Below are 14,276 nucleotides of genomic sequence, written 5' to 3'. Positions count from 1 at the left end.
TTCGGTAAGTCGTTGACGACGCAAGGAAAAGTGCAGGGAATATGCCGATGGAGGGCGCAGGCGAGGGGTGCTGCGCCGGACGGAAACGGACAGACTGGCGGGGCGCGGCGACCTATGATCGAAAGCTGGATTGAGAGCTTTCGCATGGCCTGACATCCCCCCAAAAATAACGACGACAGGAGGCCCGCTTGGAAGCCATCGACCATGCCATCCTGATCGGCGCCCTGGTGATGACGCTGGGCATCCTGCTCGGGGTGTTCTCGGCCCGTTTCGGGGTGCCGTTCCTGCTGGTGTTCCTGGGTGTGGGCATGGCCGCCGGGGTGGACGGCCCGGGCGGCATCCGGTTTTCCAATACCTGGCTCAGCTTCCTGGTCGGCAATATCGCGCTGGCCGTGATCCTGCTCGACGGCGGGCTGCGCACGCGCTTTGCCACGTTCCGCGTGGCGCTGAAGCCGTCGCTGTCGCTGGCCACGGTGGGCGTGGTGCTGACCGCCGTGCTGGTGGGATTGTTTGCAACATGGATGCTGGGAATCGACTGGAAGCTCGGGCTGCTGCTGGGCGCCATCGTCGGGTCCACCGACGCGGCCGCGGTGTTCTCGCTGCTCAACAGCAGCGGCATCCGGCTCAAGGACCGCGTGGCCAGCGTGCTCGAGATCGAATCGGGCATCAACGACCCGATGGCCATCTTCCTGACCCTGACCCTGATCGAATGGATCACCGCGCCGCAGGGCCTGTCGCCCGGCGCGCTGGGCCTGCGGCTGCTGGTGCAGTTCGGGGTGGGCGGCCTGCTGGGCGGCGGGCTGGGCTATTGCATGGCCAATGTCATGGAGCGCGTCAATGTGGCCGAGGGATTGCAGGCCATCCTGATCTGCTCCGGCGGCTGCATGATCTGGGCCATCGTCCAGTCATTCGGCGGCAGCGGCTTTCTGGCCGTCTATCTGGTCGGGATGATGGTCGGCAACCGCGACCGCGCCGTCAGCGAGGACGTCCTGCGTGCCATGGACGGCATGGCCTGGCTGGCGCAATCGGCCATGTTCCTGTTGCTGGGTTTGCTGGTGACACCGCACCGGATCTGGGATATCGCCGTGCCGGCCCTGGCGCTGGCTGCCTTCCTGATGTGCGTGGCGCGGCCCGTGGCGGTTTTTGTCTCGCTGCTGCCATTCCGGTTCAGTCCGCGCGAGAAGGGTTTCCTGGCCTGGATCGGCCTGCGCGGCGCGGTGCCGATCGTGCTGTCACTGTTCCCGCTGCTGCAGGGCATGGAGGACGCCGGGCTGCTGTTCCGGGTGGCGTTTGCCGTGGTGCTGGCCAGCCTGCTGTGCCAGGGCACCACGGTGGCGCTGGCGGCGCGGCTGGCGCGTGTGCTGCGGCCGGCCTATGACGAACCGTTGTCGCGCGAGCGCCTGCGCGGCGTGCGCGCGCCGGGCATGGAAATCATGCAGTTCGTGGTGGCCCCCAATTCGTCGATGGAAGACCTGCGCGCGGACCAGATCGAACTGCCGTCACGCAGCCGGCTGATGACGGTGGCCCGCGAAGGCGCGCTGGTGCCGCTGGACCAGGTGGTGCTGCGCGCGGGCGATATCGTGTCGATCCTGGCGCCTGGCCCGGCCATGCCGCGCCTGTCGCGCCTGTTCCTGAAGCCCGCCATGCCGCCGTCGTGGGATCAGGTGGCCCATGATTTCCTGCTGGACGGCCAGGCCCGTCTGGCCGACGTGGCGGCACTCTACGCCACGCGGCCGCTGCAGGCGGCCCAACAGGAACAGACGCTGGAGGAAGGCATGCTGGCGGTGTTTCCGTCGCCGCCGGTGGAGGGCGATGCGGTGGAGATCGCCGGTTTGCGGCTGACCGTGACGCGTATGGAGGGGCCGCGCATCACACAGGTAGGGTTGCTGCTGCCGCGCAATGCGGCCGAAGACGCCAGGGACGGCAAGGGCCGCCTCTGGCGCATGCGCGACAAGGCGCGCGGATCGCTCAGTCGACCTTCGCGCCGGAAACCTTGACCACCTGGCCGTACTTCTTCAGTTCACGCTGGATCAGCGCGCCGAACTGCTCGGGCGTGGTGGGCGCCGGCTGGGCACCGATGCGGGCCAGCCGCGCCTTCATGTCGTCGGTCTTCAGGATGGCGACGATGTCGTGATTGAGGCGGTCCACGATATCGCGTGGGGTGCCCGCCGGCGCCAGGACCCCAAACCACGTGGAGATGTCGAAGCCTTCCAGCCCAAGCCCCTTGCCGGCTTCGGCAATGGTCGGCAGCTCCGGGAACGACGCGGCGCGGCTGGCCGTGGTCACGGCGAAGGCCTTGAGCTTGCCGGCCTTGATGTTGGCCGATGCCGACGCGAGATTGTCGAAGATCAGGTCGGTCTGGCCCGACAGCACCGACAACTGCGCGGGCGATGCCCCGTTGTACGGAATGTGGACCATGCTGACGTGCGCCATGCTCTTGAACAGCTCACCCGACAGGTGGCCGGCGCTGCCATTGCCGCCCGACGCGTAGTCGAGCTTGCCCGGGTAGTTGCGCGCGTATTCCACCAGGTCGCGCACGTTGTTGATATGCAGTTCGGCGGCCTTGCCCGGGTGCATCACCAGCACGTTCGGCACATCGGCCACCAGCGTGACCGGGGCAAAATCCTTGACCGGGTCGTACGGCATCTTCGTGAACAGCGTGGGGTTGATCGCGTGCGTGGCCACGGCGCCCATCACGATCGTGTAGCCGTCGGCCGGCTGCTTGGCCACGTAGTCGGCCCCCAGGTTGCCGCCGGCGCCGGGTTTGTTTTCCACAACCACGGGCTGGCCCAGGCTGTCGCGCAGCTTCTCGCCGATGGCGCGTGCCACGGTGTCCAGCGGGCCGCCGGCCGGGTAGGGCACCACGAAGCGGATCGGCTTGGTCGGCCAGTTGGCCGGGGCGGCGTGGGCCGGGACGGCCAGCGCCGTGGTGACGGCCAGCGCGGCCGTGAGCAGGGTCTTCAGCATGTCAAACGTGGAAAAGGATGGGAATCTGTGGGCCGCCGCGTACGTTGCGCGTCGGCGGTGTGGGTCGTGCCGCTTAGCGGATGCCGATGCCTCGCGCCATCATGACCGCGCACAGCGGCAGCAGGATCACCAGATGCGCCTCGATCATCACCCAACGGCGGGCCTTCTTGATCTCCGACGGCGTCGGTACGAAGTCTGGCAGATGTTTTGCCTGCTTGCGCCACCTGGCAAAGGCGAAGGTCGGCGGCAACGAGCACAGCGCGATGACCACGAACACGGTCATCTTGGCGTGGAACCACGGGTTGTGGATATAGAAATCCACGCCCTTGGCGCCATGGAACAGGCGCAGCAGGCCGGTGGCCAGCGTTGCCATGGCCGACAGGAAATAGACGAAATCGTAGATCGACAGGCGGCGGACGGCGGCCGGTGTCATGTCCGGACGCAGCACCACGGCTTCGGCGGCCATCAGCGTGATCAGCACGAAGATGGCCGTGAAGTGCAGGAACGCGAGCAGGGCATCGGTCAGCATGCATTCTCCTAAGGATGGAAAAACGTCATGATCACCGGCCCGTGCGCCCGCCAGAGGCAGGCGCGGTCAAGGTCTGGTCAGTTTCCGACGGATCTGCTTCGCGTCAGACCACACCCTTGGCACGCAGGGCGGCGATGTGTTCGGCACTGTAGCCGAGTGTCTCGTCCAGCACCACATCGGTGTGCTCCCCGAGCAACGGCGGATGGCGCAGTGCCTCGGGCGGCGTGGCGCTCATCTTCATCGGGCTGCCCACCAGCCTGACCGTGCCGCCCGTGGGGTGGGGCAGGTCCACGCGCAGGCCGCGCGCCACCACCTGCTCGTTGTCGAAGACCTCGTCGAGCGTGTTGATCGGGCCGCACGGCACGCCGGCGCGCTCCAAGTCCAGGATCCACTGCTCGCGGGTACGCGGCAGCACCATCTCGGCCAGGATCGGCACCAGCGCGTCGCGGTGCGCCACGCGCTGCGGGTTGGTGGCAAAGCGCGGGTCGTCGGCCAGCTCGGGGCGGCCGCCGGCGGTCACGAACTTGCGGAACTGGCCGTCGTTGCCCACCGCGACGATGATCCAGCCATCGGCGGCGTGGAAGGTCTGGTAGGGGACGATGTTCGGGTGCGCGTTGCCCCACCGCTTGGGGGCCACGCCGCTGGCCAGGTAGTTGGTATTCATGTTGGCCAGCATCGACACCTGCACGTCCAGCAGGGCCATGTCGATGTACTGGCCTTCGCCCGTGCGGTCGCGGTGGGACAGTGCGGCCAGCACGGCGATGGTGGCGTACTGGCCGGTCATCAGGTCGGAAATCGCCACGCCGGCCTTTTGCGGGCCGCCGCCGGGCAGGTCGTCGCGCTCGCCGGTCAGGCTCATGAAGCCGCCCATGCCCTGGATGATGAAGTCGTAGCCGGGGCGCTGGGCGTACGGGCCGGTCTGGCCGAAGCCGGTGACCGAGCAGTAGATGATGTCCGGCTTGACGGCCTTGAGCGATTCGTAATCGAGGCCATACTTCTTCAGCTGGCCAACCTTGTAGTTTTCCAGCACCACGTCGCTCTGGGCGGCCAGGTCGCGCACCAGCTGCTGGCCTTCGGGCGTGCTGATGTCACAGGTCACCGACCGCTTGTTGCGGTTGGCGGCCAGGTAGTAGGCGGCCTCCGCCGTGTCGCGCCCATCGGGGGTCTTGAGCCAGGGCGGGCCCCAGATGCGGGTGTCGTCGCCTGCGCCGGGGCGCTCGATCTTGATCACGTCGGCGCCGAAATCGGCAAGATTCTGGGCGCACCAGGGCCCGGCGAGCACGCGGGTCAGGTCGAGGACGCGGAGATGGCTTAAGGCTCCCATGGCGGTGACGGCTGGCAGTTCTGAGGAGCCAGCACTCTATCACCGGCCAACCGGCACGATGCCCCGGGGTGGGGCGCGAGCCCGTGTTCCGTGGGCGATAACCGGACAGGCGGTGCCGCGCCGTGCCCGGGCCCGACATGGGCACGGCGCGCCAGTGCCCCGGGACGGGGCTTCCCCGTATAATCAATGGTTTGCAAATCCAACCTGACTGCCTGCGTGCTGCCACGACGCGCCGAGGCGCCCGATACAACATGAAAGTCTCTGACATTCGCAGCAAGTTCCTGCAGTTCTACGCGTCGAAGGACCATACCGTGGTCCGCTCGTCCAGCCTGGTGCCGGCGAACGACCCGACCCTGCTGTTCACCAATTCGGGCATGGTGCAGTTCAAGGACGTGTTCCTGGGCACCGACAAGCGTCCGTACTCGCGCGCCACGTCGTCGCAACGCTCGGTTCGCGCCGGCGGCAAGCACAACGACCTCGAAAATGTGGGTTACACCGCACGTCACCACACGTTCTTCGAAATGCTGGGCAATTTCTCGTTCGGCGACTATTTCAAGCGCGATGCCATTCAGTACGCCTGGGAACTGCTGACCAAGGTCTACCAGCTGCCGGCGGACAAGCTGTGGGTGACCGTGTACGCCGAGGACGACGAGGCCTACGACATCTGGGCCAAGGAAGTGGGCGTGCCGACCGACCGCATTGTGCGCATCGGCGACAACAAGGGCGCGCGCTACGCGTCGGACAACTTCTGGCAGATGGCCGACACCGGCCCATGCGGCCCGTGTTCGGAAATCTTCTATGACCACGGCCCGGAAGTGTGGGGCGGCCCGCCGGGATCGCCCGAGGAAGACGGCGACCGCTACATCGAGATCTGGAACCTGGTGTTCATGCAGTTCAACCGCGACGAGCAGGGCAACATGACGCGCCTGCCCAAGCCGTGCGTGGACACCGGCATGGGCCTGGAGCGGATTGCCGCGGTGCTGCAGCACGTGCACAGCAACTACGAGATCGACCTGTTCCAGGCGCTGATCAAGGCCGCCGGCCGTGAAACGCATACCGCCGACCTGAACCAGAATTCGCTGAAGGTCATTGCCGACCATATCCGCGCGTGCTCGTTCCTGATCGTGGACGGCGTGATCCCGGGCAACGAGGGCCGCGGCTATGTGCTGCGCCGGATCGTGCGCCGCGCGATCCGTCACGGCTACAAGCTCGGCCAGAAGACGCCGTTCTTCCACAAGCTGGTACCGGACCTGGTGGCGCAGATGGGCGAAGCCTATCCGGAACTGGCCGAAGCCCAGAACCGCGTGGTGGAAGTTCTCAAGGCCGAGGAAGAGCGGTTCTTCGAGACGATCGAGAACGGCATGTCGATCCTGGACGGCGCCGTGGCCGATCTCAAGGCCAAGGGCGGCAAGGTGCTGGACGGCGAACTGGCGTTCAAGCTGCACGATACGTTCGGCTTCCCGCTCGACCTGACGCAGGACGTGGCGCGCGAGCAGGAAATCACCGTTGACGAGGCGGCCTTCGACGCCGCGATGACGCGCCAGCGCGAGCAGGCTCGTGCCGCCGGCAAGTTCAAGATGGCGGCGGGCCTGGAATACACGGGCGACAAGACCGTGTTCCACGGCTACGACGCCCTGAGCATGGAAGGCGTCAGCGTGACCGCGCTGTATGTCGACGGCGCCTCCGTCGATACGATGCAGCCGGGCCAGACTGGCGTGGTGGTGCTGAACAACACGCCGTTCTACGCCGAATCCGGCGGCCAGGTGGGCGACCAGGGCACGCTGGTGGCGGGCCCGGCCGTGTTCACCGTGGCCGATACCACCAAGATCCAGGCCGACGTGTTCGGCCACCAGGGCACGCTGGCCAACGGCGCGCTGAAGGTCGGCGACAAGGTCGCGGCACAGGTGGACGCCGTGCGCCGTGCGCGCACCGTGCGCAACCACTCGGCCACCCACCTGATGCACAAGGCCCTGCGCGAAGTGCTGGGCACCCACGTGCAGCAGAAGGGCTCGCTGGTCGATCCCGACAAGACGCGTTTCGACTTCTCGCACAACGCCCCGGTGACCGACGACCAGATCCGCCAGATCGAGGAAATCGTCAACGCCGAGATCCTGGCCAACGCGCCGACCGTGGCCGCCGTCATGCCGTTCGACGACGCCGTGAAGAGCGGTGCCATGGCACTGTTCGGCGAGAAGTACGCCGAAGACGTGCGCGTGCTGTCGATCGGCACGTCCAAGGAACTGTGCGGCGGCACCCACGTGACGCGCACCGGCGATATCGGCCTGTTCAAGATCGTCGTGGAAGCCGGCGTGGCCGCAGGTATCCGCCGTGTGGAAGCCATCACCGGCGACAATGCGCTGCACTACCTGCAATCGCTCGACGCCCGCCTGAACGAGGCGGCCGCCGCGCTGCGCGCCCAGCCGTCGGAACTGGTGCCGCGTATCGCCCAGGTGCAGGACCAGGTCCGCGCGCTGGAAAAGGAACTGGAAAAGCTCAAGAGCAAGCTGGCTTCGTCGCAGGGTGATGAGCTCGCATCGCAGGCCGTGGACGTCAAGGGCCTGAAGGTGCTGGCAGCCCAGCTCGAAGGCGCCGACGTGAAGACGCTGCGCGAAACGATGGACAAGCTCAAGGACAAGCTCCAGAGCGCCGCCATCGTGCTGGCCGCCGTCGCCGACGGCAAGGTCAGCCTGATCGCGGGCGTGACTGCCGACGCCACGTCGAAGGTCAAGGCGGGCGAACTCGTCAACTTCGTCGCCCAGCAGGTGGGCGGCAAGGGTGGCGGCCGGCCCGACATGGCCCAGGCCGGCGGCACCGACCCGTCGGGTCTGCCGAAGGCCCTGGCCGGCGTGACGGAATGGGTGTCCGCCAAGGTCTGATGCCCGACTCACTGAAGCTGCCGTGAAGACAACGCCTGCGAAAGCAGGCGTTTTTTTGCCTGCATGTCCTAGCTTTTCATGGATGCGACAGAAAACGTCCAGTAAATCAGATATGCCACGTAGCACGAGTAAATGGCCAGAATTGCAAACATGATCTTCCAGCGTCGTGGCGTTTCGTCCATAAAGCGTTTCACGAATAGCGGCACGTCATTCTCCTTTTGCGGTGTTGAAGAAAGGGGGTCATGTCGTGGCCGGTTGCACGACATGCAGGTACGCCAGGAAGTGCAGGGCTGCGGTGATGGCAGTCAGCACCAGCGAATAGCGCAGGATCCCGGACGTTATGCGGGGTGCGCCTGAAGCCGCCAGGCATGACTCCATGGTCCCCAGCACGATACCGGCGGCGCTCAGTGCGATCACGCAAATGTGCGCGCCAAGATAGGCCGTGGTCAGTTGGTGACGATCCGGGGCCGATCCCCCGACTACCCCGCTTAGCATGTAGCAGGCACTGGCGCTCATCGGCAGGGCGGCCCAGAGCAGTTGCCCGTGCTCGATTGCGCGGCGAAGCACGCCACGGCTGTGCTCACGAAAGAAGTTTGGCAGTTTGGCAAGGGGCAGCAGTGCCAAGGGGGCCAGCAGCGGTACGGCGATGTTGACCAGAAACCAGCCGGAGTGTTCGAGTGATCGCATGTCTTGTCAGAGGATAGGGTTCAAGGGTAGGTCCAAGCCGCGCCGCGACATCGACCACTGTCCCCATCCTATGGATGCACCCGCGCCCCGCCAATAAGACGGCTCTCAAACTACGGCGCGGGAAGCATCTCCCTATGTCCGCCATCAATCTCGCCGAATGCGTATCAACACCTCAGCCTACTTCCCCCCACCCCCCGTCAGCGTCGACACGATGTCGATCGGTAACGGAAACACGATCGTCGAACTCTTGTCGCCCGCGATCTGTGTCAGCGTCTGCAGGTAGCGCAGCTGCATGGCCTGGGGCTGGCGTGCCAGCATCTGGGCGGCTTCGAGCAGCTTTTCCGATGCCTGGAGCTCGCCTTCGGCATGAATGATCTTGGCGCGCCGCTCGCGCTCGGCTTCGGCCTGGCGGGCGATGGCGCGCACCATCGACTCGTTCAGGTCGACGTGCTTGATCTCGACGGTCGATACCTTGATGCCCCAGGCGTCGGTCTGGGCATCGAGCACTTTCTGGATATCGAGGTTGAGCTTCTCGCGTTCGGCCAGCATTTCGTCGAGTTCGTGCTTGCCCAGCACCGAGCGCAGCGTGGTCTGCGCCAGCTGGCTGGTGGCTTCCAGGAAGTTGGCCACCTGGATGATGGCGCGCTCGGGGTCCACCACGCGGAAATACACCACCGCGTTGACCTTGACCGACACGTTGTCGTGCGAGATCACGTCCTGTGGCGGCACGTCCAGGACGACGGTGCGCAGGTCCACGCGCACCATCTGCTGCACGGCCGGGATGACCAGCACCAGGCCAGGGCCCTTGACGCGCCAGAAGCGGCCCAGCATGAATACCACTCCCCGTTCATACTCGCGCAGCACGCGGAAGGCGGACACCACCAGCAGGACGAGCAGGAAGACCAGTCCACCGAAGCTGAATCCGAATGCCATGTCGGGCTCCTTGTTGTGTCAGGCATCGTGAATCGAAGTGACATCCAGCACCAGGCCGTGACGGGCGGTCACGCGCACGGAATCGCCGCGTGCCAGCGGGCGGTTGCAGCGGATGCGCCATTGTTCGCCGCGGACCATCGCCCAGCCGTCGGTCGGATCGGTCTGCCCGGCGGGGCCGGCCGTGTCCGTCACCACCACGCCGACGCTGCCCACCAGCGTGTCGGCACCGCTGACTACGGGCCGCCGCCGGGCGCGCAGCAGCAGCGCAGACATGCCGAACAGGAACAGCGCCGAAATGCCGGACAGCGCGGCAATCAGCGAAAGCGGCACGCCGAAGCCCGGCACGTCGGTATCGATCAGCATCACCGCCCCGAACGCGAAAGCAATGATGCCGCCCACGCCGACAGCGCCGAACGTCGGCAGGAACACCTCGGCCACCATGCACCCCACGCCGAATGCGATCAGCGCCAGCCCGGCGTAGTTGATGGGCAGCATCTGCAGCGCGAACAGGCCCAGCAGCAGGCAGATGGCCCCGGCGATGCCCGGGATCACCATGCCGGGCGTGGAAAACTCGAAGATCAGCCCGTAGATGCCGATCATCATCAGGATCAGGGCCACGCTCGGGTCGGTGATGACCGCCAGCAGCCGGCTGCGCCAGTCGGGTTCCAGCGTGACGATGGGCGCGCCGGCCGTATGCAGCGTGCGCGTGGCACCGGCGGCCTCGATCTGCTTGCCGTCCAGTTGCCGGAGCAGGGCGGGCAGGTCGGGCGCCACCAGGTCGGCCACCTTCTGCGCGACCGCTTCGTCAGCGGACAGGCTCACGGCTTCGCGGACTGCCCGTTCCCCCCATTCGGCATTGCGGTGCCGCAGCTGGGCCAATCCCCGGATATAGGCCGATGCGTCGTGCATCTGCTTGCGCGTCATGGTGTCTTCGCCGGCCGGGGCGCTGGCAGGCGCCGATGCCGGGGCCGGGGCGGCCTCGGGCTTGGGGCCGCCGATGCCGATGGCCACCGGGCTGGCCGCGCCCAGGTTCGTGCCGGGCGCCATGGCGGCGACATGGCTGGCGTAGAGGATGTAGGTGCCGGCGCTGGCCGCACGCGCGCCGCCAGGATAGACGTAGGTGGCCACGGGCACCGGCGACGCCAGGATGGTCTGGATGATGTCGCGCATCGATTTGTCGAGGCCGCCGGGTGTGTCCATTTCCAGCACGATCAGCTGGGCGCCCTGCTTGCGGGCGCGCTCGATGCTGCGCACCGCGAAACTGGCACTGGCGGGGCTGATGGCGCCCTGCACCGGGACGACATAGACCGGGGCCATGGACGACGTCGTTGCCGATATCGCCCCATCGGGAGCGGCCGTCTGGGCAAGCGCGCCGGAGACGGCCATCAAAAACAGGCCCAGGCAGGCCAGCGCGGGCCAATGTCCGCAGTGCCAGTGGCCGGCAGGCGGCGGTGGCGGGTGCAACGCAAATGCATGTCTCATGGCGGGGCGCGGCCCGCCGTGAATGCCGTGGCCGCGCCACTTTCAGTGTAGGCGACCGGCCACATCCTGCAGGGCGACGCGAAGACGCGGCGCCAGGCCGTCAGGCCGCCTGCTCAGGCCACCGCCCGGGTATCGTCGACCGTACCCGCCCGGCCGGGCAGCATGTCGGCCAGCGCCATCAAGGCGGTGCCTGCCATCGACGGATGCCAGGCCAGCACGGTGGTGACGCGTCCGGTGTCGCCCAGCGGATGGATGCCGATCTGCGGCAGGTTGCGATACAGCGCCAGCACCGATCGCGGCACGACGCCCACGCCGATGCCGGCCGCCGCGCAGGTCACGATGGCGTGATACGAGCCAAGCTGGATCACGCGGTTCATGCCCCGCCCGCACTGGCCAAACCACTGCTCGAAGCGGGTGCGATAGTTGCAGCCGGTCTCGAATGCCAGCAGCGTGGCGCGCTCGACGTCTTCGGGCGACTGAATTGGCCGATGGCTGGTGCTGGACACGATCACCAGTTCTTCGTCGAACGCGGGCAGGCTGACCAGGTCCGGGTCGCCCAGCGGTTCGGCCACGAATGCGCAATCCACCTCGAAGCGGCGCACCGCGTCGAGCGCCTTGCTGGTGATCAGCGTGACCAGCTCCAGCTCCACGTCCGGCCATTGCTGGTGGTAGGCCGCCAGCATGTTCGGCAGGCGGCTGGCCGCCGTGCTTTCCATCGACGCGATACGCAGCCGTCCGTGCGGATGCGCGGGCTGCACCGCATGCTTCGCTTCCTCGGACAGCTGCAGGATGCGGCAGGCATAGTCGAACAGGGTCTGGCCGGCCGGCGTGAGCACCATGCGTCGCCCGTCGCGGACAAACAGCTCCACCCCCAGCGATTGCTCCAGTTGCCGGATGCGCGTGGTCACGTTCGACTGCACCCGATGCAGCCGTTCGGCGGCCCGCGTGATGCCGCCGGCTTCGACCACCGTACGAAAAATCTCCAGTGCGGCCAGGTCCATATGCAATTCCCATTCAAATCGAGATGGGTTTCATCTCAATTATTCATTTTCCGTGATGGATCGTTCGGGCATAGCATAGTCAACAATCCAGAAATGCTCCAGATGTCCGATCGCCCCCCTTCGATGCCACGCTTGCCCCTCGCCAACGTTGACGTTTCCGCCAGCACCGCCGAGGCCCGGCCAACCGCCGGGCCGCTGGCCGTGGCGCTGGCCGGCCTGGTGTCGCTGGCGCTGGCCATGGGCATTGGCCGATTCGCGTTCACGCCGCTGCTGCCGATGATGCTGCACGACGGCACGGTCACGCTGGCCGAGGGCAGCGCGCTGGCGACACTGAACTACATCGGCTACCTGGCGGGCGCCGTGCTGTGCCTGTTTATCCGGCCGGACCCGGTACGGATGGTGCGCGGCGCCCTGGCGTTGACCGTCGGCCTGACACTGGCGATGGCGCTGCCCGGCGGCATGCCGGCCTGGCTGGCCTGGCGCACGCTGGCCGGTATCGCCAGCGCCCTGGTGATGGTCTACGGCACCGCCTGGTGCATGCAGCGACTGGCCGAACTGGGCCATCCCACGCTCGGCGGGCTGATGTTCTGCGGGCCGGGTCTCGGCATCGTGGTGACCGGGCTGTCGGCCTTTGCGATGGTAGGCGCGGGGTGGCAGGCCAACTGGGGATGGATCACCTTTACGATCCTGGGTGCCGTGATGCTGCTGCCCGTGTGGCGGGTCTACGGCTCCGCGGCCCCGACCTCCGCGCTCGGTGCCGCGCCAGGCGCGGCGACCACGCCGGCGCCGACGCCACGCCTGGACGTCGAAACCTGGGCGCTGACGTTGGCCTATGGCCTGGCGGGATTCGGATACATCATCACGGCCACGTTCCTGCCGGTTATCGCCCGGCACGCCATGCCCGGCAGCGTCTGGGCCGATCTTTTCTGGCCGATCCTGGGCGCCGGCGTGGCGGTGGGGGCGTGGCTGGCCACCCGGGTCGGCATGCATCACGACAACCGCCGCATGATGATGGTGCTGTACACGCTGCAGGCGGCCGGGGTGGGCGTGGCCGCCGTGTGGCCGACCGTGGCCGGGTTTGCGCTGAGCAGCCTGCTGGTGGGGCTGCCGTTCACCGCGCTGGTGTCGTTTGCGATGCGCGAGGCGCGGCGCCTCTGGGGCGGCCGCGCGGCCAAGCTGATCGGCCTGATGACAGCCGCCTACGCCATCGGCCAGATTGCCGGGCCGCCGCTGGCCACCGCGCTGGTGGCGCGCACGGGCGGCTTCGGCGCCTCGCTGGGTGTGGCGGCGCTGGCGCTGCTGTCAGGCGCGCTGATCTTCCTGTGGATGTGGCGCACGATGCCGGTGGACGGCCACACGCCGCGCTAGCGACTGCGCTACAGTATCGGCTTCGCCGCCCACTCGACCCGGACGCCCCCGCGTCGGCGCTGCAGGGCGGCGCGAAAGCCAAGCCCCATGTCTTTTGCCTTGCAGCCCGGACGTGCCACCGGCCCGGTCCTGCCCATCAGCCCCGACGAAGCGCGTGTCCGCGTGGACCTGGCCGCCGCCTACCGGCTGGCCGCGCTGGAACGCTGGGACGACCTGATCTACACCCATATCTCGGCCACCGTGCCCGGTGAGCCCGACCATTTCCTGATCAATCCGTTCGGCTTTGCCTTCGACGAGATCCGCGCCTCGGATCTCGTGAAGATCAATGGCCGGGGCGAAGTGGTGGGCGAAACCGTGCATCCGGTCAACGTGACCGGCTTCGCGCTGCACGCGGCCGTGCATGCCGCGCGCGCCGATGCACAGTGCGTGATGCACCTGCACAACACCGCCGGCATCGCCGTGTCCGCCCAGGCCGACGGCCTGCTGCCGCTGTCGCAGCATGCCCTGCGCTTTCACGGCCGCATCGCTTATCACGACTACGAAGGCCTGGCATTCACGCCGGCCGAAGGCGCGCGCCTGACCGCGTCGCTGGGCAGCCATCCGGCCATGCTGCTGCGCAACCACGGCACGCTGACGGTGGGGCGCACCGTGGCGGAGGCCTATGTGCTGATGGCCACGCTGATCAAGGCGTGCGAGATCCAGCTCGGCGCACAGCTGGGGCGCGCCACCGTGCAGCCCCCGCCTGCCATCGCGGACAAGACGTCGCTGCAGCTGTTCGACAACGGCGCTGTCGAGGGCGTGATGGAATGGCCGGCGCTGCTGCGCAGACTGGATAAAATCGATCCCACCTATAAAGACTGAAAATTCGTAAAGGAGCCATGCAATGCCCACGTTTCACGTAGAGATGTTCGAAGGCCGCACCGTTGACCAGAAGCGCAAGTTCGTCGAGGAAATCACGCGCGTCACGTGCGAGACGCTGGGCTGCTCGGCCGGCGCCGTCGACATCATCATCACCGACATCAAGCGCGAAAACTGGGCCACGGGCGGTGAGCTGTGGCTGGACAAGCAGTGATGCCAGGCAGGATTTGAACCGATGACCGCCGCAGTTT

Annotated in this window: 12 protein-coding genes; 5 read left to right on the top strand and 7 right to left on the bottom strand. The window is 67.0% G+C overall.

Annotation, left to right across the window (positions count from 1 at the left end; genetic code table 11):
* The first annotated feature begins 188 nt into the window (after positions 1-188).
* A complete protein-coding gene (locus AC3FJ6_RS02725) occupies positions 189-1,997 on the top strand; it encodes a potassium/proton antiporter (protein WP_488770577.1) in 1,809 nt (602 codons plus the stop codon).
* On the opposite strand, the gene AC3FJ6_RS02720 is transcribed toward AC3FJ6_RS02725, so the two are convergent.
* The 3 genes from AC3FJ6_RS02720 to AC3FJ6_RS02710 form a co-directional block, all read right to left on the bottom strand.
* Complete coding sequence (locus AC3FJ6_RS02720) at positions 1,969-2,967, bottom strand: Bug family tripartite tricarboxylate transporter substrate binding protein (RefSeq protein ID WP_488770576.1); 999 nt, start codon at positions 2,965-2,967, stop codon at positions 1,969-1,971. The two genes, AC3FJ6_RS02725 and AC3FJ6_RS02720, sit on opposite strands and share 29 nt — an antisense overlap.
* Before the next feature lie 73 nt (positions 2,968-3,040).
* The gene (locus AC3FJ6_RS02715) at positions 3,041-3,496 is read right to left on the bottom strand and encodes a DUF2214 family protein (RefSeq protein ID WP_153945565.1); all 456 of its coding nucleotides are present in this window, start codon (positions 3,494-3,496) and stop codon (positions 3,041-3,043) included.
* A gap of 103 nt (positions 3,497-3,599) precedes the next feature.
* Positions 3,600-4,820, bottom strand: coding sequence for a CaiB/BaiF CoA transferase family protein (locus tag AC3FJ6_RS02710; protein ID WP_488770575.1), 1,221 nt, complete (start codon positions 4,818-4,820; stop codon positions 3,600-3,602).
* A 251-nt stretch (positions 4,821-5,071) separates the two neighbouring features.
* Between AC3FJ6_RS02710 and alaS the strand changes: the two genes are divergently transcribed.
* The gene (gene alaS, locus AC3FJ6_RS02705) at positions 5,072-7,696 is read left to right on the top strand and encodes an alanine--tRNA ligase (RefSeq protein ID WP_488770574.1); all 2,625 of its coding nucleotides are present in this window, start codon (positions 5,072-5,074) and stop codon (positions 7,694-7,696) included.
* Positions 7,697-7,936: 240 nt separating this feature from the next.
* Here alaS and AC3FJ6_RS02700 read toward each other — a convergent pair whose 3' ends face one another.
* The 4 genes from AC3FJ6_RS02700 to AC3FJ6_RS02685 all read right to left on the bottom strand — a co-directional run bounded on the left by AC3FJ6_RS02700 (position 7,937) and on the right by AC3FJ6_RS02685 (position 11,799).
* Complete coding sequence (locus tag AC3FJ6_RS02700) at positions 7,937-8,383, bottom strand: hypothetical protein (protein WP_488770573.1); 447 nt, start codon at positions 8,381-8,383, stop codon at positions 7,937-7,939.
* Between the two features lie 177 nt (positions 8,384-8,560).
* On the bottom strand, positions 8,561-9,316 hold the full coding sequence (locus AC3FJ6_RS02695; protein WP_400391063.1) for a slipin family protein: 756 nt from the start codon (positions 9,314-9,316) through the stop codon (positions 8,561-8,563).
* 18 nt (positions 9,317-9,334) lie between these two features.
* Entirely contained in the window at positions 9,335-10,702 is a 1,368-nt protein-coding gene (locus AC3FJ6_RS02690; RefSeq protein WP_488770783.1) for an NfeD family protein, read from the bottom strand.
* Between the two features lie 209 nt (positions 10,703-10,911).
* A complete protein-coding gene (locus AC3FJ6_RS02685; RefSeq protein ID WP_488770572.1) occupies positions 10,912-11,799 on the bottom strand; it encodes a LysR family transcriptional regulator in 888 nt (295 codons plus the stop codon).
* Positions 11,800-11,922: 123 nt separating this feature from the next.
* Here AC3FJ6_RS02685 and AC3FJ6_RS02680 point away from each other — a divergent pair, with 123 nt between their 5' ends.
* The 3 genes from AC3FJ6_RS02680 (at position 11,923) to AC3FJ6_RS02670 (ending at position 14,239) form a co-directional block, all read left to right on the top strand.
* Complete coding sequence (locus AC3FJ6_RS02680) at positions 11,923-13,167, top strand: YbfB/YjiJ family MFS transporter (protein WP_488770571.1); 1,245 nt, start codon at positions 11,923-11,925, stop codon at positions 13,165-13,167.
* 87 nt (positions 13,168-13,254) lie between these two features.
* Complete coding sequence (locus tag AC3FJ6_RS02675; RefSeq protein ID WP_488770570.1) at positions 13,255-14,028, top strand: class II aldolase/adducin family protein; 774 nt, start codon at positions 13,255-13,257, stop codon at positions 14,026-14,028.
* Between the two features lie 22 nt (positions 14,029-14,050).
* Positions 14,051-14,239, top strand: coding sequence for a 4-oxalocrotonate tautomerase (locus AC3FJ6_RS02670; protein ID WP_092594409.1), 189 nt, complete (start codon positions 14,051-14,053; stop codon positions 14,237-14,239).
* The last annotated feature ends 37 nt before the right edge of the window (positions 14,240-14,276 follow it).

It is taken from the genome of Cupriavidus sp. 94F1 (assembly GCF_057798875.1).
The sequence above is the reverse complement of the archived record's forward strand: the minus strand, read 5'-3'. Positions and strand labels throughout refer to the sequence as shown.

Bases quoted from the DNA above. Each gene is read 5' to 3' on its own strand.
- AC3FJ6_RS02670 (WP_092594409.1), top strand. From the start codon at position 14,051: ATGCCCACGTTTCACGTAGAGATGTTCGAAGGCCGCACCGTTGACCAG.
- AC3FJ6_RS02710 (WP_488770575.1), bottom strand. From the start codon at position 4,820: ATGGGAGCCTTAAGCCATCTCCGCGTCCTCGACCTGACCCGCGTGCTC.
- AC3FJ6_RS02690 (WP_488770783.1), bottom strand. From the start codon at position 10,702: ATGGCCGTCTCCGGCGCGCTTGCCCAGACGGCCGCTCCCGATGGGGCG.
- AC3FJ6_RS02695 (WP_400391063.1), bottom strand. From the start codon at position 9,316: ATGGCATTCGGATTCAGCTTCGGTGGACTGGTCTTCCTGCTCGTCCTG.
- AC3FJ6_RS02715 (WP_153945565.1), bottom strand. From the start codon at position 3,496: ATGCTGACCGATGCCCTGCTCGCGTTCCTGCACTTCACGGCCATCTTC.
- alaS (WP_488770574.1), top strand. From the start codon at position 5,072: ATGAAAGTCTCTGACATTCGCAGCAAGTTCCTGCAGTTCTACGCGTCG.
- AC3FJ6_RS02675 (WP_488770570.1), top strand. From the start codon at position 13,255: ATGTCTTTTGCCTTGCAGCCCGGACGTGCCACCGGCCCGGTCCTGCCC.
- AC3FJ6_RS02720 (WP_488770576.1), bottom strand. From the start codon at position 2,967: ATGCTGAAGACCCTGCTCACGGCCGCGCTGGCCGTCACCACGGCGCTG.
- AC3FJ6_RS02680 (WP_488770571.1), top strand. From the start codon at position 11,923: ATGCCACGCTTGCCCCTCGCCAACGTTGACGTTTCCGCCAGCACCGCC.
- AC3FJ6_RS02700 (WP_488770573.1), bottom strand. From the start codon at position 8,383: ATGCGATCACTCGAACACTCCGGCTGGTTTCTGGTCAACATCGCCGTA.
- AC3FJ6_RS02685 (WP_488770572.1), bottom strand. From the start codon at position 11,799: ATGGACCTGGCCGCACTGGAGATTTTTCGTACGGTGGTCGAAGCCGGC.